The sequence below is a fragment of the Chryseobacterium taichungense genome (genome assembly GCF_900109935.1).
GTDB lineage: Bacteria > Bacteroidota > Bacteroidia > Flavobacteriales > Weeksellaceae > Chryseobacterium > Chryseobacterium taichungense.
The window spans coordinates 731,838-749,483 of record NZ_FOBV01000001.1 but is presented as its reverse complement, the minus strand read 5'-3'; the positions used below and the strand labels follow the sequence as shown (position 1 = coordinate 749,483).

Sequence of the window (17,646 nt, the reverse complement as noted above, 5' to 3'; positions counted from 1 at the left end):
TTCATCTAAAATTTATAATCTGTAATCTAAAATTCCTTAAGATGGATCTACTAAGAATAAAGGTTGGTCATATTCTACCGGTGTAGCATCATCAACTAAAATCTTAACGATTTTTCCGCTTACTTCAGATTCAATCTGGTTGAATAATTTCATCGCTTCAATAACGCAAACTACTTTTCCGTTAGAAACTTCGTCACCAACATTTACGAACACGTCTTTATCCGGAGATGGTTTTCTGTAGAAAGTACCGATCATAGGAGACTTGATGGTTACATATTTACTATCATCAGATGCAGCTTCAGTGGTTTGTGCCGGAGCAGGAGTTGCAGCAGGTGCCGGAGCAGCAGCTACCTGTTGAGGAGCAGTGTGGTAAACTGCAGGCTGAGCATAAGCCACTTCGCTTCCAGCTAATGGAGTTTTAATAGTGATTTCGAAATCTTTAGTTTTGTATTTTACTTCAGAAACTTCTGCTTTAGACACAAACTTAATAAGATTTTGGATGTCTTTAATGTCCATAAAATTGATATTTGATTTTGGGTCAAAGATACCAAAAAATCGTAAAAAACAACAAAAAACCGCCGAATTTTATAAAAATCGGGCGGTTTTTGTATAAAAACGAGTGTTTTTCAGTGAAAAGCGACTCTTAGTTTTCTTCAGTAGTTGCTACTTCTTTTTCCAATACTACTTTACCTCTGTAGTAAAGTTTTCCTTCATGCCAGTGAGCTCTGTGATATAGGTGAAGCTCTCCTGTTGTTGCATCTTTAGCTAATTGAGGAACTACAGCTTTGTAGTGAGTTCTTCTCTTATCTCTTCTTGTAGACGACTGTCTTCTCTTTGGATGTGCCATTTTCTAATAACTTTTTTAATTGATGAGCGATGAGATTCATCATCTCATCATTAAACTATTTAATTTTTATTCTTTAAATTTTTTAATGCGTCCCATCTTGGGTCGCTTTCATGTTCTTCCTCTTCGTGAGTTTCTTTTGGACTGAACTTCTCAAGGATGGCAAGATCTTCATCACTTACATTCGGTGATATCTTTTTCATCGGAATAGAAAGTGCAACATTTTCGTAGATCAGCTGTGCTATGTTGAATGCATGATCACTTGAAGGAATTGTAATTACATCTTCCTCGCTGTCGTCATATTCTTCTCCGAATTTCACCAGAACCTTGATTTCATTTTCGATGGGGTGGTCGAAATTTTCGTTTGTGATGTCACAAACAAGTTCTACCGTACCATGTACTTTAATTTCAAATTCCAGAAAAGTAGAATGCTTATCTAATAAAACATTTACTGAAATTCTTGGATTTGTAAATTCCTGTTCAGTATCAAATAATTGAAAGAACTCCTTATCTATCTCAAACCTGAACTCGTGCTTGCCGGTTTTTAATCCGGAAAAGCTTACGTCATAGTTTCTTAACTTGTCCATAAAATGAGTGTGCAAAAATATGCAATTTTTTTATAATAACAAATAAATTCTAAAACAAATTAATTTAAAATCTGTATTAAAGATTTAGCCTTCAGATTCGTCCGGCAAATCTTCATCTATCCCGTTGTCTACAGCCATTTTTCTTGGCTGCAGTCGGTTGTTCATCAAATCGTTGTATTCACTTCTGTTTTTGAAAATTTTAATGGCCGTGAAGATCGCCTCCGTAAAGCTTTGTTCATCAGCTATATTTTTACCTGCAATATCGTAGGCTGTTCCGTGATCGGGTGATGTTCTGATGAAAGGAAGTCCCGCAGTATAATTCACGCCTTCTTCATAAGCTAACGTCTTGAAGGGAGCTAAGCCCTGGTCATGATACATTGCTAAAACCGCATCAAAACTTTTATATTTTCCCGGCTGGAAAAAGCTGTCGGCAGGGAAGGGGCCAAACGCCAGGATTCCGTTATCTGAAAGTTCTTTTATGGCCGGAGCAATAATTTCAATTTCTTCTTTTCCGATCACGCCGCCATCACCTGCATGTGGATTTAATCCTAAAACAGCAATCTTTGGCTTTGAAATATTAAAATCCTCAATTAAAGTCTGATTTAAAACCCTGATCTGCTTTTTAATTTTTTCCTTGGAAATATTTTCAGCAACCTGTGCAATCGGGATATGATGTGTCAATACAGCCACTTTCAGATCTTCTGTGACAAGGAACATCAATCCCTTTTTATTAAATTTCTCTTCAAAATATCCGGTGTGTCCGGCATGTTTAAAGCCCATTTTCACCATTTCATCCTTGTTGATCGGTGCAGTTACCAGAACATCAATTTCTCCTTTCAGTAAAGCTTCTGTAGCTGCTTCAAGAGAATCAATCGCCATTTTGGTAGATTCTTCCGTTGGTGTACCGAGCTCTACCATAGAATTTTCTTTTACAAGATTTACCATATTCAGCTTTCCGACCTGTACCTGGGATGCTTCATTGATATAGTTGAAATTCAGATTCAACTTAAAAATGTTTTTCTGAAAAGTAAATAATTTTCCCGAACCAAAAATTACGGGGGTGAAAAAATCCGTAATGGTTTTGTCTGCCAGGGATTTCATGATGATTTCTGGACCGATGCCGTTGAAATCTCCTATTGAAATTCCTACTCGTACTTTATGGTTTTTTGGGCTCATTTTGATTATCTTTGAAGATTAATAAACTACAAATTTAGCAAAAAATAATATGTTCACAGGAATAATTGAAGCAGTTGGGGTAATTGAGAAGATTGAAGAAAAGGGAAGCAATATTGATTTTACGTTAACCTGTCCTTTTACACATGAATTGAAAATTGATCAGAGTTTAGCCCATAATGGGTGTTGTCTTACGGTAGTAAAGATCGACGGAAACCAATACGTTGTAACAGCAATCAACGAAACATTAGAAAAAACAAACCTTGGAAAATGGGAGTTGGGAACTGTGGTAAATCTTGAACGATGCATGAAAATGGATGGAAGACTGGATGGTCATATCGTACAGGGACATGTTGATAAAACGGGTGAAGTTGTGAGCATTGAAAATAAAGACGGAAGTTATTTCATTACCATGTCATACGAAAGTGACGGAAGTTTTGTAACAGTTCCTCAGGGATCTATTACTGTAAATGGAATAAGTCTTACAGTGGCAAAGAGTGAGGATAGTCAATTTTCTGTGGCAATTATCCCTTATACTTGGGAATTCACCAACATGAAAAATTTAAAAAAAGGTGATAAAGTTAATTTAGAATTTGACATAATTGGTAAGTATATTGCTAGGTTAATTAAAAAACAGAATGTCAATTAGTATGTATAAAGGATATAGCTTAAGAAACCGTGTCTTTTTCGGATTCTTGTTGGTATGTCTTTTAAGTGTAGTGGCTTCTTCGCTGGTTCCGTATTTTGTTCTCAGGGAAAATTCTGTGCAGAAAAGCAGGATTGATATGCAGGAAAAAACCGGTGCCGTGATTCGGTATCTGGATTATGCAGTAAGCATGAAACACACCGAAACCAAAGATCTTCCTAGTCTTCTTGACAACAAGATTTTTGAAATTGCAGACATTAACCAGCATGACATTATTTTATACGACTTAAAAGGAAATTATTTACTTTCAAACAAAGAAGAAAGCCTGGTAGAACAGAAAAAGATACCGATTAATATCGTTAACAGGATTCTGTCGACCAAAGCAAGGGTTGATATCAAAGGCTATGATGCATCACGGGATGCCGTACTTACTTCTTCCTATCTGTTGCTGAAAAACAATGATCTTGAGCCAATTGCGATCGTATATATTCCTTTATACCATAATGAATCTGCCTATTTTGATGTTCTTAATACGTATGTGAAATATATTATTCTTGTTGATATCATTCTCATTTTATTCAGCGTTTGGTTTAGTTGGGTAATGTCGAATAATCTTGCTAAAAATATCACTAAGTTTTCTGATATGATCACGCGTATTACATTGTTTGAAAATGAAATGCGGCCGATTCGATATTATAAAAATGATGAATTAAATGCTTTGGCAAGAGCCTATAACAGGATGATTCTTCAAATTCAGGACCAAAAGGAGAGATTGCGTTTTAAAGCGTCTGAAGAAGCCTGGAGGGAAATGGCCAAACAGGTGGCTCATGAAGTGAAAAATCCACTCACTCCGATGAAGCTCACGATTCAGAATTTTGAAAGAAAATTTAATCCTGAAGACCCTAATATAAAAGAAAAAGTAAAACAAATGAGCAAAACAATGGTTGATCAGATTGATCTTATCGCCACTGTCGCTTCCGCTTTTTCCGAATTTGCCAAACTTCCTGAGAAGAATAATGAAATCATTAATCTTAATAATGAAATCGAAGATATCCTGCGCGTTTTCAATGACGACAGTATTTTTATGCATTCAAATAAGAGTAATATTATGATTAATATGGACAAGATTTATCTGTCCAGAATTATCACCAATCTTGTTACCAACGCAAGGCAGGCAGAAAGCGATGATAGAAAATTAATCATCAATGTTGACGTAGAACAACATCAGCGTCGGGTAATGATCTCTGTTCAGGATAATGGAATCGGAATTCCTGAAAATATTTATGAAAGAATTTTTGAACCCAATTTTACCTCTAAAAATAGCGGAATGGGCTTAGGTTTGTCAATGGTCAGAAAAATGGTGGAAGATTATAAAGGAGAAATCACCGTAAAGTCTGAAGTCGGAAAAGGTTCTACATTCACCATTACTTTGCCTACGAATTTATAGTGAAATCATTTACTTTTAAGCAATTTGTTATTCAACAGTCGAAAGAGGTCTTCCGGGTAGGAACAGACGGTGTTTTGCTTGGTGCTTTATCGGGTGTGGGGCAAGCTCTCAATGTTCTCGAAATTGGGACCGGAACGGGTTTGATCACTTTAATGCTCGCCCAGAGGAATCCTGGAGCCAATTTTTTTGGAATTGATATTAATAAAGAGGCGGCGGATCTTACTAAAATTAATTTTGAAAACTCACCATTTTCGGCAAGATTAAGAAATGCACATCAGGATTTCAAAGAATTTGAAACGCTTGAAAGATTTGATTTAATTGTTTCTAATCCGCCTTATTTTGAAGCATCAGATTCTGAAAAAGATAAAATTGCAAGACAGACTATAGAGCTGAATTTTCGTCAGTTAATTTCGAAATCTTCGGAACTTCTTTCAAAAAAAGGTTTTTTTTCAGTTATAATCCCTGCTGAAGCAGGAAATGTTTTTGTGGAAATTGCTAAAGAAAATCAACTATTTTTAATTCGGAAAATTAACATTTTTGGAATTAAAAATTCAAATGTTAAGAGACTCATTCTCGAATTTTCTCTAACGGAAAAACCATTGGAAGAATCAGAGTTGATTATAGAAAAAAGTCCGAGACAATACTCGGGCCAATATCTTGAACTCACCAAAGAGTTTCATGTTTTTAAAAAGAATTAGAAGATTTTATTCAAATAATTCCGCAGTATCCAGCACAGAAACTTTTCCGTCTTCACATCTGATGGCTTCTCCCGGGAAATTCTGAATCATATGATAATCATGGGTGGCCATTACTACAGCGGCTCCGTTCTCCAGAGCAACCTGCTTTAGTAAGGTCATGATTTCATTGGATGTTTCAGGATCGAGATTTCCTGTAGGTTCATCAGCTAAAATTAAGTCCGGATGGTTAAGCAAAGCTCTTGCAATAGCCACACGCTGCTGTTCTCCACCGGAAAGCTCATGAGGCATTTTGTGCTTTTTACTTTTCATATTTACGCTTCCTAAAACCTCATTGATGCGGTCTTCCATTTTTACTTTGTCACTCCATCCGGTTGCTTCCAGTACAAATTTCAGATTTTTTTCAACTGTTCTGTCAGAAAGAAGTTGGAAATCCTGGAAAACAATTCCTAGCTTTCTTCTCAGATTCGGAACGTCGGAAGCTCTCAGCTTGGCAAGATCAAAGCCAACAACGGCTCCATGTCCTGAGGCGAGAGGAATATGCCCGTACAATGTCTTCAGCAATGAACTTTTTCCAGAGCCCGTTTTTCCGATAAGATAGCAGAATCTTCCTTTCTTGATATTCAGATTCACATCGGAAAGCACCGTAAAGTTTTTCTGTGCAATCTTGGCGTGCTGCAGGCTGATAATGTTGTCTCCGGCAATATGTGTATGTGGCATAATTCAGTTTTAAAGTACTTTCTAAAAAAAAATATTTTCAGATTTTAAAAATAGGAAAAAGAAGAATAAAGAACCTAAATTTTAGGAAATTTTAACAACAAAAAATGCCTGAAAAACTTCTTTTCAAGCATGATTTGTATATGATAATAAAAAGATTATCTCTTAGCGCGTGATGCACTTACAGTTAAACTCTTTCTGCCTTTAGCTCTTCTCGCAGCCAAAACTCTTCTTCCATTTGGCGTAGACATTCTTTCTCTGAAACCGTGTTTGTTTCTTCTTTTTCTTTCTGATGGCTGGAATGTTCTTTTACTCATTACTATATGTTTAAATCGTAATTATCTATTAATTTTCAGGTTGCAAAGATATGCAATTTTTTAAAAGTTACAAACTTTACTAATATTTTTTTGAAATTTTTGATAACATTTTAGCTGCAGCCCAACTGTTGGATTTTTACTACATGCAAAAATAATACTTTATGATTTATTTAAAAGCTCTATCTTTGGAAACTTAATTTTAAAGAAAAGAGACATCCCATGTTTACACCCGCGGAACTTTTAGAAATCAATACATTACTGACTCCGGAAAACAAAATCGTAATTCTTACCCATTACAATCCTGATGGTGATGCTATCGGTTCCAGCTTAGGTTTAAAGCATTATCTTAAAGCAAAAGGAATTTTCGCAGAAGTAATTGTTCCTAATGATTTTCCCAAGTTTCTGAAATGGATGCCGGATGCAAAAAAGGTTTTGATTGGCGAGTATAAAAGGAAAGTTGCCTCTGATCTTATCAATGAAGCGGATGTTATTTTTTGTCTGGATTTCAATGCGCATTCAAGAATCGGTTTGTTGGGAGACTGGCTAGCTAATGCAAAAGCAAAAAAAATTCTCATCGATCATCATCAACAGCCTGAGCAGTTTGATTTCGTATATTCAAACACGATTATTCCTGCAACGTGCCAGATGGTGTATCATTTTATTGAAGCGTTAGGGGATGAAAAATTTGTTGACAAAGATATCGCTGAATGTCTTTATACAGGAATCATGACAGATACAGGAGGCTTCCGCTTCCGTTCTACCAGCGCGACTACGCATAGAATTATTGCTAATCTTATCGAGCACGGAGCGGATCCGGCAATGATTACTTCGAATACGTGGGATACGAATACCGTTTCACGTCTTCATTTGCTGGCTTTGATTTTAGGCAGAATAGAAGTGGTAAAAGAAGGTAAAGTGGCAATTCTCTATCTCACAAGGGAAGAACTGAAAGAGTATGGTTTCCAGAAAGGTGATACAGAGGGCTTTGTTAATTATGGATTAAGTATTATGGGAGTGAAAATGGCAGCTTTCTTTATGGAAGATCTTTATGAAAATTTCATTAAAATTTCTTTCCGTAGTAAAGATGATATGGATGTCAATCAGTTTTCGAGAAAATATTTCAACGGAGGAGGACACATCAATGCAGCCGGAGGAAAATCATACGAATCTCTTCAGGGTACGATTGAAACATTTAAATTGAAAATAGAAGGAGAAGAAAGTTTGTAATTGAGATTTAGGTTAAGTTTAGATATGGAGAAAATGACGCCCCTTTTAGCTCTAAGGCTCTAAAAGCACTAAAACTCAATTCGTAATTCGCGAATGTCCTTTTTTCTCAAGTTCTTTACAGGTGTATTCATAAACTTCCTCGAACATGATGTCAAGAAATTTTTTATTGAATAAACTGAACTTTGTCATTTTGGGCGGATCCAGGAAGATATCACAGGATTTTGCTTTCGAATAAACTGATTTTGCGATGGCAAGGTGAAGGATTCTGTCGAATTCTTTCATCAGGCTCATTTTCTCAAGGCTGTCATAGCTGATGGAATTGACGTGTGAGGCAATCAGAAAATCACATTTATCGATAATAGGCTCAATGGGAAGATTGTCTAAAACGCCGCCGTCTACATAAATTTTCTCACCGATTTTCACCGGAGGCAAAATAAAAGGTACACTTGATGAAGCGAGCAGTGGCCCGAAAAGTTCTCCTTCTGAAAAGAAATCCACGATTCCATGAGTCATTTCGGTTGCAGCAACATAGACCGGAATTTTTAAAACGTTGAAGTCATCCTCTGGGAAATGATCCATTAACAGTTTTAAAATAAATTTTGAACTGAAAATTCCGTTCTTCGAAAGTTTTAAATAAGATCTTGAGAAAAAAGTAGTCTGCTTCACGATCTCCATCATTTCGTCCGGTGTCTTTCCTAGAGAATAAAAGGCTCCGACAATGGATCCGGCGCTGGTTCCTGAAATGATGTCCGGCTTCAGATTGTATTCTTCCAGAGCTTTCAGAACTGCTATGTGTGCAATTCCACGCATGCCTCCGCCTGAAAGTGTCAGTCCGATGACCGGCTTCTTTTTTTTGAAAGAGAATAGACCCATTGAGAATTTTAATCCTTACTAAGATACAGAATTATAAATCAATTTTAAGGTTCATCACACTCAGAATCGATTTTTGTGAAAAGAGAATTAAATTTTTTATACATTTTTTCATCATACTCCACTCTTTTTATATGGTCATTAGCACAGTTTCCCCAGCCAAAAGTTATTAAGTCAATTGTTGCAAAATCATTCTTTTCGGTTGAGTTTAAACGTTCTTCAAATTCATCCATTATTCTTTGTGGATTACTGTTTCTTTTGCTCATTTCTTCACGCAGCTTTTTCCATTCTTCAACCATTTGAGCATCATTTGAATTCAAAGCTTTTGCAAAATTTTCGCATTCTTTAGAGATTTTATAATTCATAAGAACCGACGGATTTGAAAAGGCCTTGATTTCAGTTTTTTTAAACTCGTATTCGTAAATGAGTTCTTGTAATTTTTGGACTCTTACATTTTCCCAAAAAGAATCATTTACTGGTTTTAAATTTTCAAGTATCTTTTTCTGGTTAAAAAAATCTCGATCAAGCTGAGCCAAAATTGCATCTTTTTCTACTCGCACTTTCTGTAAGTTGTTAAGATTGAATACTGAGGGTGTGCTTAATAAGCTGCCACCCATCTTGAACCAAAGTATATAAGTGTCTTCAAGCTGTTCTTTCGAATATTTGTTGGAGTCAAAATAGCCTTTATTATCACATAATTCAGTCTGGAAATTAAACACTCTTTCTTTGACTTTTTGTGGAATCTGCGACTGATCTTTACTGTTTTCAGAGATCGTTTTCTTAAAATTATTTTGATTACCGTTTGAAACAATATTTTCTTTTTTACAGCTTAAAAATGCGAGCAATAAAATTGATAAGAATCCTGTTTTCATAAAAACTAAAAAACTAAATGTTTCGGTAAATTATGAAGAAGTTCCGTATTGATGATTTCTGCACAGATGGTGGGTTTTTCCCAATGTCCGTTGTGTCCGCAGTCTAGAACGTACGATTTAATATTGGTTCTGTCCGGAAGATTTTTAATCATGGTTTCCGTTTTTACGGCGTTATCATGCTTGCCTGCGAGAACTAAAATTTTTGCATCAAGACTTTCAAGGACGTGTTTTTTATCCGTTCTTTCTACCATGCCCTTTACCGACGCAAGGGCGCCCATATTGTTGGTCGATAATGCTACTTCAAGGGCGGTTTCTATTTTACCCTCAAGAACATCTCTTTCGTTGGGGTTAAAAAGATTGGGAACTCCGGCTCGTGCGTAATGGGCAAAAGCGTCTTCAATGATCCGGTAACTTTTGATGCGCTGCTGTTTTTTCTCTGCATCATCGGGTAAATAGGTAGAGAAAAATAATGTTAAACTTTTTAAGTATTCAGGATATTTCTCAGCGAATCCCAACGAAATATATCCGCCCATCGAATGTCCCAGCAGATGAACCTTTTGCAGATTCTGATCGTTCAGTACTTTTTTTACCTCTTCCGCCATGAGTTCCATGGTCTGAACTTCAGCAATGATATCTGATTGTCCGTGTCCCGGAAGATCGATTTTTAATAATGAAAAATTTTCAGAAAGATGTGGTTCCATATCGCTCCAGATGGAAAGATTTTCCATAAAACCGTGGAGTAGTACCAATATTTCTTTTCCGTTTCCTTTTCTTTCAAAGTTCAGCATAATTCAATAATTAAAAATGGATATCAATATAATCAACAAATCCCGAACCATTTACCATATCCTGAAGTCGGTATGTTTTTCCGCCGTCTTTGGACATGAACGTTTTTGGTTTGTTCCGTACATAAGGTTTTCCGTTGTCGTACTCAGAAATACTTTGTGTTAATGTTCCTGAAAAATTGACGTGTTTATCCGAAACAGCGTTTGCAGTGCCGTCAATCGTAACGTAATCTTTTCCGGATCTTATTTCTCCCGAGACTTTATAACGGTCTCTTTCTCCTTCAACTTTTGTGAAATTTACAGATCCTTTTTTGTTAATTAAATTATGGGTAAATGTATGTTTTCCGCTAAAATCTCTGAACCGGTTTTTAGATTTTATGCTGTCATTAATCTTGGTTCTCGCTGCATTGATCGAGTCAATGATTTTTGTGCTGTCTGCCTGATTTGAATTGGAGGAAGCGGCTTCTTTTTTAGAACATGAAATAAATAATGCTGTAATAGCTATTGCGGTTAAAAAGTTTTTCATTGAATAAAATTATACCCAAAAATAAATAAAAAAGAGTATTCTGAAAATGCCCTTAATCTTTATTTGGTTAATTCTTCATAAACTTTCTTTTCCCACGGCTTGATATCGGTAACTCCGTAGCGTTCTTTCTTGGAAATCGCGATATTGTCTAAAATATCCACAAAATTCTTATAGTTGGCATCATCTGTAGGTTCAATAATGATGGTGAAATTTTCTTTTTTGGGAGCTTTATTATAAGCTTCGGAAATGATTTTGGTAATATTAATTCCACTGAAATCAGTTTTTTTTAAATTACTTTTATTTAAATCTTCTTTAGTTTTCTGATGATAAAATACCCGATTGTCTTTACCTAAAATAAATGTTATCTGATTATTTACATCAATTGGAGGTGTTGGTTTTGGAATAGGATTCGGATCTTTCGCCGGCAATCCCAGATCCATCACATTAGGTTTTGTGAAATTTGTAGTAAACATAAAGAAAGTGATCAATAGAAATCCTAAGTCTACCATTGGAGTCATGTCAACTCTGATCATTTTTTTTCTTTGTTTGCTTCCTCCTTGCTTCTCTTGTGCAATTACTTCAGCCATGATTAATAGTTTTTAAATGTTGAACAATTTTAAAATAAGGGTATCAATTATATACTTATTGTTCAAAATTTATACAAATTTTGTACCTGAATATTAAAATAGTATTAAATTAATATTTAATTGTTGTGTTTTTTATTTAAATATTTTAAAATCAATCTATTAAAAAAGCCTTACCAGGAAACTGATAAGGCTTTGTATATTTTAAAGTGAAAAAACTATTTATTCTTTTTATAATAATTCACTCCACATTCAAGGAATTTTTTGAAATCTTCCTTAGGCATATATCCTGATACAGGCGTGTTGATCACTTTTCCGTCCGGAGTTACCAGAACATAATGCGGTTGAGAATTATTATTGAAATTCACCTGCTGGAACAGGCTCCATCTGTCACCAATTGTTTTCACTTTCTTCACCTGTCCGTCGCCAAGGTCTATCTTTGTTTTCTGATCTTCAGGTAATTCTTCCTTATCGTCGACATAAAGAGAGGCCAACACAACATCATTCTGAAGAATCGGTAAAATATCACTCTCGCTCCATACGAATTCTTCCATTTTTCGACAGTTTTCGCAACCGTAACCTGTAAAGTCAATTAAGATTGGTTTGTCTTCCTTTTTAGCAAGTTCCACTGCTTTAAAGAAGTCATGTTCAGGATGCATTCCTAGAATTCCGTCTTTTTCGTCGTGGAAATAACTTACATTTAAAGGAGGTAAAATTCCGCTTAATAACTGAAGTTTAGGACGATCAGAAGGGATCAAACCCTGAACAAGATAAATGACAAATCCTAATCCCAAAACACCGAGAATTTTTCGGGTAACAGAAATTTTTGGCTTTTTATCATCATGCGGAAATTTGATAATTCCGAATAAATATAATGCTAACCCTAAAGCCACAAGGATCCAGATAACAATAAACAATTCTCTTTTTAATAAGAATGTTTTGGAAACCAGGTCTGCTTTAGATAAGAATTTCAATGCTAAAGCCAGTTCCACAAAACCTAATACAACTTTTACCGTATTCATCCAGCCTCCTGATTTAGGAAGACTTTGCAATGCCTGCGGGAATAAAGCCAACAATCCGAAAATGATCGCCCAGGCCAAACCGAAACCTGCCAAAGCGAAGGTCAGCAGCATAGGAACGTTTGCAGAGCCTGTCACGGCACTTCCTAATAAACTACCTAAAATAGGACCTGTACAAGAGAACGAAACAATTACCAATGTCAGAGCCATGAAGAAAATTCCGATAATTCCGCCTGCCTCTTCTGCTTTTGATGATTTGTTTGCAATGGAGCTTGGCAAAGTAATATCATAGTATCCGAAGAAACTTCCCGCAAAGAAAATGAATATGATGAAGAATGCAATATTCAGCCATACGCTCGTCGATATTTCGTTGAAAATATTTCCTGCAATCCCGTCAATGATGTGAAAAGGAACACTTAGGAGAACAAAGATCAGGAGAATAAAAAATCCATAAATAAAGGCATCTCTTTTTCCTTTTGCCTTATTCATGCTGCCTTTCGTAAAGAATGAAACTGTTAAAGGAATCATCGGGAAAACACAAGGCGTAAGCAAAGCGATAAGTCCTCCGATAAAGCCCAGAAATAAATACGTCCAGTAATTTTCATCTACTTTTGCAGCAGCAGTTCCGCAGTCTGTGAGTGGTTTTTGAAAATCAATAGATTCTATTTTTAATTGTTTAGGATCCAGTTTTGATGTTTCTGTAACCGTTACCGTAGCTTTTGCCGGATTTTCTACTACCGTTTCCACTTTTGCAGAATCTTTTGCCGGTACAGTAGTTTCAGTTGTTGCTTCTTCAGGAGCACCTTTTGGCGTTACCTGTTTGTTGAATTCCAACGTATTTGGTGCAAGACAAACTCTGTCGTCGCAAGTCTGATAAGTAATTTCAGCAACGACATCTCCCGGTTTTGTAGCATCTTTTAATTTGAACTTTTGCTTAAATCCTGCAGAATTAGAATAAAAAATAATTGTTCCACCAAAGGCTTCAGAAAATTCTTCATGCTTTTTACCTACTTCCGTGAATTTGCCGATCAGTTCAATATTCTTCCCCGAAACTTTATATTCTGTAGGAATTCCCGTGTCTTCCGGAATATCTTTTGAATAAATATGCCAACCGCTTTCCATAGTTGCGTTCAGCACGGCTTCATATTGATTGTCTCCTAATTCGTTGATTGTAAATTTAAATTTTACAGGATTTTTGATTTGTGCATTAATTGCTGTTGCCAAAAACATCAGCATTAATAAAAACCAGTTTCTAAGTTTCATTTTTACTTCTTATTAAAAATTTTGAGAATATATCTGGAGTTCTCATCTCCTGCATTTCTCCTGTCCTGCCTGTATGGGATCACGCCGAGTACGGAATTTTCACTGTCGGCCAGGAGCCATATTTTTTGCCTTGCTAAAATAGATATTTTTTCGTCCCTAAAAAACTTAGAAACTTTCTTTTTCCCCGAAAATCCCGAAGGATAAAATTCATCGCTGTCCTTTTGTCTTCTCAGTCGTAATGGGAAGCGGATTTTTTCAGCATCAAAATCCCACTCAAAGCTTTTATTGATTGATTCAATCTCTATTATATTTTCGAGATGAATGGTCATTTGGTTTTCAGAAAAATCAAATTTTTCAATTAAAAGAATCTCTTCAGGATTATTTTTCTTCCATTTTTCATCTTCCACCTTTCTTTCCATTAAAACCAATTCGTCATAATTTACAAGTAAATGATAATCTTTAGAAAAAAAAGAACTGCCGTTTTCAGCCTTAAAAATTTTCGGAATTTCTTCTTCCTGATTAAAGCCGTATTTTTTCAATATCTCAAATTTCACGAAATCACTTTCCCGATCAAGCTGCTCTTTTGATAAAATTTTGTGGTAGGAGTTAAATATGGTAACACGGTTTTCAATTTCCTGAATCTGTTTTTTTACAAACTCTTTTGTCTGGTTTAAATACACCAAACTTTTTTTGAAGTTTTCAAGAAAATGATCATTTGTCTCTAATAATTTTGGAACGATCTCATGGCGTATTTTATTTCTTAAATAATCGTTTTTTTGATTGGAAAGATCTTCGCGGTATTCAATCTCATTTTTTTTGGTGAATGCATAAATCTCTTCTTTGCTAAAAGATAAAAGCGGGCGTAGAATATTGTTGTCATTGGCGGGAATTCCGCTTAAACCATTAATTCCGGATGCTTTTGAAAGATTGATGATGAATGTTTCCAGCTGATCATTCAGATGATGAGCGGTGACTAGAAATTTCAGGTTTTCCTTTTCCCGGACCCGGTTGAAAAATTTGTACCTCAGTTCTCGTGCCCAAAGCTGAATCGAATGGTCAGGTTTTTTATCCTCGTCAGAAACCTCATGTAAATGAAATTTAATATTATTTTTATTACAAAAGTCCTGTACTGCTTTTTGATCCAGATCAGAATCTTTGCCACGGAGCTTATAATTAATGTGGGCAACCTGAAACTGTAATCCCAAATCGTTAAAACAATGCGCTAAAACCATAGAATCTGCACCGCCGCTTACTGCCAGAAGATAGGTTTCCGTGGCGGAAGACGGCACAAGGTTTTGTAATTGATTTTTAAAGCCTGACGTTTCCAACATATATGCTGAGAATTTCTTTGTGCAAAGATAATCGATATAATTAAAATGAATTTTGCTACCTTTGGTCGTCTAAAAATGATTATTTATGAAAATTTTTAAAATCTTAGCAGTATCTGCAATGGTGTTGGGAATGACATCTTGTATCAGCAAAAAACAGTATGATGCATTGAGCTCAAATTACAAGCAATGTATTGAAAACGTGGGTGAAAGACAGAGAGAAATTCAGGATCTAAAATCTCAGAACTCTGCTTTGACGAGCGAAAATAACTTACTGAAAAGTCAGCATGATGCTTTAAAATCGTCATTGGATGCATGTCTTTCCAATACTGGTAAAAGCTCTGCTAATATTGATAAGCTGGTAGGCGAGATCAATGCTTCAAACTCATACATCAAGCAGTTGATTTCCAGCAATGCTAAAAACGACAGCTTAAACCTTGCTTTATCAAACAAACTTAAAAGATCTTTGGATAACGTAGCGGACGATGATGTTCAGGTGAAAGTTCTTAAAGGTGTGGTAATGATCTCACTTTCAGATAAAATGTTATACAGAACAGGAGATTACAATGTATTGCCTGCAGCACAGGAAGTGCTAGGAAAAGTAGCTAAAGTAATCAATGATTATGACAAATATTCTGTATTAATCGAAGGTAACACTGATAATGCTCCTTTGAACTCTCCAAACTTACCTAGAGACAACTGGGATCTTTCTGCTCTTAGAGGTACGGCGGTTGCTAAAGTTTTACAGACTCAATTCGGAGTTGATCCTGCGAGAATTACTGCCGGAGGACGATCTGAATACAATCCTAAAGCAACAAACATGAGCGTTTCCGGAAGAGCTGAAAACAGAAGAACGGAAATCATCATCATGCCTAAACTTGATGAATTCATGAAATTGATGGACATAGCGCCGAAAAAATAATAAGAACAACATTCAATCAATACAATAAATCCCGAAGCAATTCGGGATTTATTTTTTAATCAAATTATTTCTTCTTTTTTCAATAACGAAATAATTCGCTGCAAAAATGAATTGGATGTTTCCGGCTTAGTTTTCTTAAGAGCATGTGCTTTATCGTTGGATAATGCATTTCTCTTTTTCTCATGATTAATTTGTTTTTCTCCTGCATCCATTTTTATTAGTGTTTTTACCCTGATCCAAATGTATAGCTATTTCGTAGAACAGAACATCCGTATTTTCACGGTAATTTTTATGTGGATTTTCACAGGGCCAGAATCTTTAGGATTCTTTATGCTTTTTGTTTATATTTAAGTAAATTTGAATCAACAAAATTTGTAGAATGAGCTTTTTTGAAGAAAAGAATCCGGAGATGGACAGATATCTGGAAACACATGCTTCCCGGGAGCCGGAAATTCTGAAAAAGTTAAGAAGAGAAACTTACCAGAAAACCACTCAGCCACACATGATTTCCGGTTATCAGCAAGGAAGATTATTAACGATCGTTTCCAGCATGATAAAACCTGAAAATATCCTTGAAATAGGAACATTTACAGGATATGCGACACTTTGCCTTGCAACCGGACTTTCTGAAAACGGTAAAATTACCACTCTCGATGTTAATGAAGATCTGGCTTACCTTCCTAAGAAATATTTTGCGGAAAGCGGATATTCTTCTCAAATCGATTTTAAGCTTCAGGATGCTAAAGAATTTTTAAAAGAAACAGACGAATTCTTTGACCTTGTTTTTATTGATGCCGACAAAGAGAATTATGCAGAATATTTCAGGCTCATTAAACCACATACAAAATCCGGGTCTGTTGTTATGTTCGACAATGTGCTCTGGTATGGTAAAGTACTGGAGGAAAACCCGAAGCAAAAATCTACACAGGCTATTAAGGAGCTCAACGATTTAATTGCTGCGGATGATGATTTTGAAAATCTTATTTTACCTTTACGCGACGGCGTAAATTTTTTACGCAGAAAATAGAATATTGCTGAGTATAAGGATGATTAATCAAGAATTTTTAAACCTTATCCTCAATCTAAACCTTTAAGATAAATTAATGAATAAAGGAATTTGTATTGTTACGGTAGCACCTGTACGTGCAGAAAATTCTGACAAGGCAGAAATTGTCACGGAAATACTATTTGGCGAAAGTGCAGATATTCTTGAAGTAAATAAAAACTGGACCAGAATAAAGATGCACTACGACGGCTACGAAGGATGGATGGATACCAAGCAGCTGAAACCCGTAAGTGATGAAGAGCTTTCAAGTCGTAAGGTTACTGTTGTTACTGAAGACTTTGCTTCTGTGTTGATGAATGACGGGAAGACCTTGCTTTCTATGGGATCAGAAGTTGAATTTCCTGTAGTCGCATCAAGAAGAAGCCATGACGTGCGTGAAAGCATCGCTTTAACGGCAAAAGAATTTCTGAATGTTCCGTATTTGTGGGGAGGCAAAAGCTTTTTTGCGGTAGACTGTTCGGGGTTTACCCAGTTGGTGTACAAAATCCATAATATAAAATTGCCTCGTGACACCTCGCAGCAGGTTGAGGTCGGTGAATCATTAACGTTTGTCGAAGAAAGCCGGCCGGGTGATCTCGCTTTTTTTGAAAATCCTGAAGGAAAAATAGTTCATGTCGGGATTATGCTGGATAATCAGAAAATCATTCATGCTTCCGGAAAAGTACGCATTGATACGCTGGATTCTACCGGAATCTTTAACAAAGAAATGAACAAGCATACTCATAAACTGAGAGTTATAAAAAGTATAGTTAATTAAA

General features: G+C 35.8%; 21 protein-coding genes. 7 read left to right on the top strand and 14 right to left on the bottom strand.

From position 1 onward, the window contains the following. Window positions 1-36 precede the first annotated feature (36 nt). The 4 genes from accB to pdxA all read right to left on the bottom strand — a co-directional run bounded on the left by accB (window position 37) and on the right by pdxA (window position 2,607). A complete protein-coding gene (gene accB / locus BMW64_RS03470; RefSeq protein WP_089998423.1) occupies window positions 37-516 on the bottom strand; it encodes an acetyl-CoA carboxylase biotin carboxyl carrier protein in 480 nt (159 codons plus the stop codon). A gap of 127 nt (window positions 517-643) precedes the next feature. Then, window positions 644-847 carry a 50S ribosomal protein L32 gene (gene rpmF, locus BMW64_RS03465; RefSeq protein ID WP_007843326.1) on the bottom strand — a complete coding sequence of 68 codons (204 nt, stop codon included), beginning with the start codon at window positions 845-847 and terminating at the stop codon, window positions 644-646. Between the two features lie 59 nt (window positions 848-906). After that, entirely contained in the window at window positions 907-1,431 is a 525-nt protein-coding gene (locus tag BMW64_RS03460; RefSeq protein ID WP_089998422.1) for a YceD family protein, read from the bottom strand. Window positions 1,432-1,515: 84 nt separating this feature from the next. Continuing rightward, window positions 1,516-2,607: a 4-hydroxythreonine-4-phosphate dehydrogenase PdxA gene (pdxA, locus tag BMW64_RS03455; protein WP_089998421.1), complete on the bottom strand. Its 1,092-nt coding sequence runs from the start codon at window positions 2,605-2,607 to the stop codon at window positions 1,516-1,518. A 49-nt stretch (window positions 2,608-2,656) separates the two neighbouring features. Between pdxA and BMW64_RS03450 the strand changes: the two genes are divergently transcribed. From BMW64_RS03450 to BMW64_RS03440, 3 genes are read left to right on the top strand one after another with little or no spacing between them, the layout of a single operon-like run. Next, complete coding sequence (locus BMW64_RS03450; protein ID WP_089998420.1) at window positions 2,657-3,253, top strand: riboflavin synthase; 597 nt, start codon at window positions 2,657-2,659, stop codon at window positions 3,251-3,253. Next, entirely contained in the window at window positions 3,243-4,697 is a 1,455-nt protein-coding gene (locus BMW64_RS03445) for a sensor histidine kinase (RefSeq protein WP_089998419.1), read from the top strand. The genes BMW64_RS03450 and BMW64_RS03445 overlap by 11 nt, the downstream gene beginning before the upstream one ends. Beyond that, window positions 4,697-5,395: a tRNA1(Val) (adenine(37)-N6)-methyltransferase gene (locus tag BMW64_RS03440; protein WP_089998418.1), complete on the top strand. Its 699-nt coding sequence runs from the start codon at window positions 4,697-4,699 to the stop codon at window positions 5,393-5,395. Before BMW64_RS03445 ends, BMW64_RS03440 begins: the two co-directional genes overlap by 1 nt. A 6-nt stretch (window positions 5,396-5,401) precedes the next feature. Here BMW64_RS03440 and BMW64_RS03435 read toward each other — a convergent pair whose 3' ends face one another. Then, window positions 5,402-6,112, bottom strand: a complete 711-nt coding sequence (locus tag BMW64_RS03435; RefSeq protein WP_089998417.1) for a cell division ATP-binding protein FtsE — start codon at window positions 6,110-6,112, stop codon at window positions 5,402-5,404. 155 nt (window positions 6,113-6,267) lie between these two features. Continuing rightward, window positions 6,268-6,426 (bottom strand): 50S ribosomal protein L34, encoded by a 159-nt coding sequence (gene rpmH / locus BMW64_RS03430; RefSeq protein ID WP_007843334.1) that lies wholly within the window; start codon window positions 6,424-6,426, stop codon window positions 6,268-6,270. A 219-nt stretch (window positions 6,427-6,645) separates the two neighbouring features. On the opposite strand from rpmH, the gene BMW64_RS03425 reads away from it, so the two are divergent. Beyond that, complete coding sequence (locus BMW64_RS03425; protein WP_089998416.1) at window positions 6,646-7,653, top strand: DHH family phosphoesterase; 1,008 nt, start codon at window positions 6,646-6,648, stop codon at window positions 7,651-7,653. A 75-nt stretch (window positions 7,654-7,728) separates the two neighbouring features. Here BMW64_RS03425 and BMW64_RS03420 read toward each other — a convergent pair whose 3' ends face one another. The 7 genes from BMW64_RS03420 to tilS form a co-directional block, all read right to left on the bottom strand. Next, a complete protein-coding gene (locus BMW64_RS03420) occupies window positions 7,729-8,526 on the bottom strand; it encodes a patatin-like phospholipase family protein (RefSeq protein WP_089998415.1) in 798 nt (265 codons plus the stop codon). Between the two features lie 44 nt (window positions 8,527-8,570). Beyond that, window positions 8,571-9,395 (bottom strand): hypothetical protein, encoded by an 825-nt coding sequence (locus BMW64_RS03415; RefSeq protein WP_089998414.1) that lies wholly within the window; start codon window positions 9,393-9,395, stop codon window positions 8,571-8,573. 5 nt (window positions 9,396-9,400) lie between these two features. Further along, entirely contained in the window at window positions 9,401-10,183 is a 783-nt protein-coding gene (locus BMW64_RS03410) for an alpha/beta fold hydrolase (RefSeq protein ID WP_089998413.1), read from the bottom strand. A gap of 10 nt (window positions 10,184-10,193) precedes the next feature. Continuing rightward, window positions 10,194-10,706 (bottom strand): hypothetical protein, encoded by a 513-nt coding sequence (locus BMW64_RS03405; protein ID WP_089998412.1) that lies wholly within the window; start codon window positions 10,704-10,706, stop codon window positions 10,194-10,196. Between the two features lie 59 nt (window positions 10,707-10,765). Continuing rightward, entirely contained in the window at window positions 10,766-11,293 is a 528-nt protein-coding gene (locus BMW64_RS03400) for an ExbD/TolR family protein (protein WP_089998411.1), read from the bottom strand. A 215-nt stretch (window positions 11,294-11,508) separates the two neighbouring features. Continuing rightward, entirely contained in the window at window positions 11,509-13,572 is a 2,064-nt protein-coding gene (locus tag BMW64_RS03395; protein ID WP_089998410.1) for a protein-disulfide reductase DsbD family protein, read from the bottom strand. A gap of 2 nt (window positions 13,573-13,574) precedes the next feature. Then, window positions 13,575-14,903 carry a tRNA lysidine(34) synthetase TilS gene (tilS, locus tag BMW64_RS03390; protein WP_089998409.1) on the bottom strand — a complete coding sequence of 443 codons (1,329 nt, stop codon included), beginning with the start codon at window positions 14,901-14,903 and terminating at the stop codon, window positions 13,575-13,577. An 85-nt stretch (window positions 14,904-14,988) separates the two neighbouring features. Here tilS and BMW64_RS03385 point away from each other — a divergent pair, with 85 nt between their 5' ends. Then, entirely contained in the window at window positions 14,989-15,822 is an 834-nt protein-coding gene (locus tag BMW64_RS03385) for an OmpA family protein (RefSeq protein WP_089998408.1), read from the top strand. 59 nt (window positions 15,823-15,881) lie between these two features. On the opposite strand, the gene BMW64_RS20575 is transcribed toward BMW64_RS03385, so the two are convergent. Further along, a complete protein-coding gene (locus tag BMW64_RS20575) occupies window positions 15,882-16,034 on the bottom strand; it encodes a hypothetical protein (RefSeq protein ID WP_177175226.1) in 153 nt (50 codons plus the stop codon). A gap of 167 nt (window positions 16,035-16,201) precedes the next feature. Here BMW64_RS20575 and BMW64_RS03380 point away from each other — a divergent pair, with 167 nt between their 5' ends. Then, on the top strand, window positions 16,202-16,849 hold the full coding sequence (locus BMW64_RS03380; protein WP_089998407.1) for an O-methyltransferase: 648 nt from the start codon (window positions 16,202-16,204) through the stop codon (window positions 16,847-16,849). A 76-nt stretch (window positions 16,850-16,925) separates the two neighbouring features. Continuing rightward, window positions 16,926-17,645 (top strand): C40 family peptidase, encoded by a 720-nt coding sequence (locus BMW64_RS03375; protein WP_089998406.1) that lies wholly within the window; start codon window positions 16,926-16,928, stop codon window positions 17,643-17,645. The last annotated feature ends 1 nt before the right edge of the window (window position 17,646 follow it).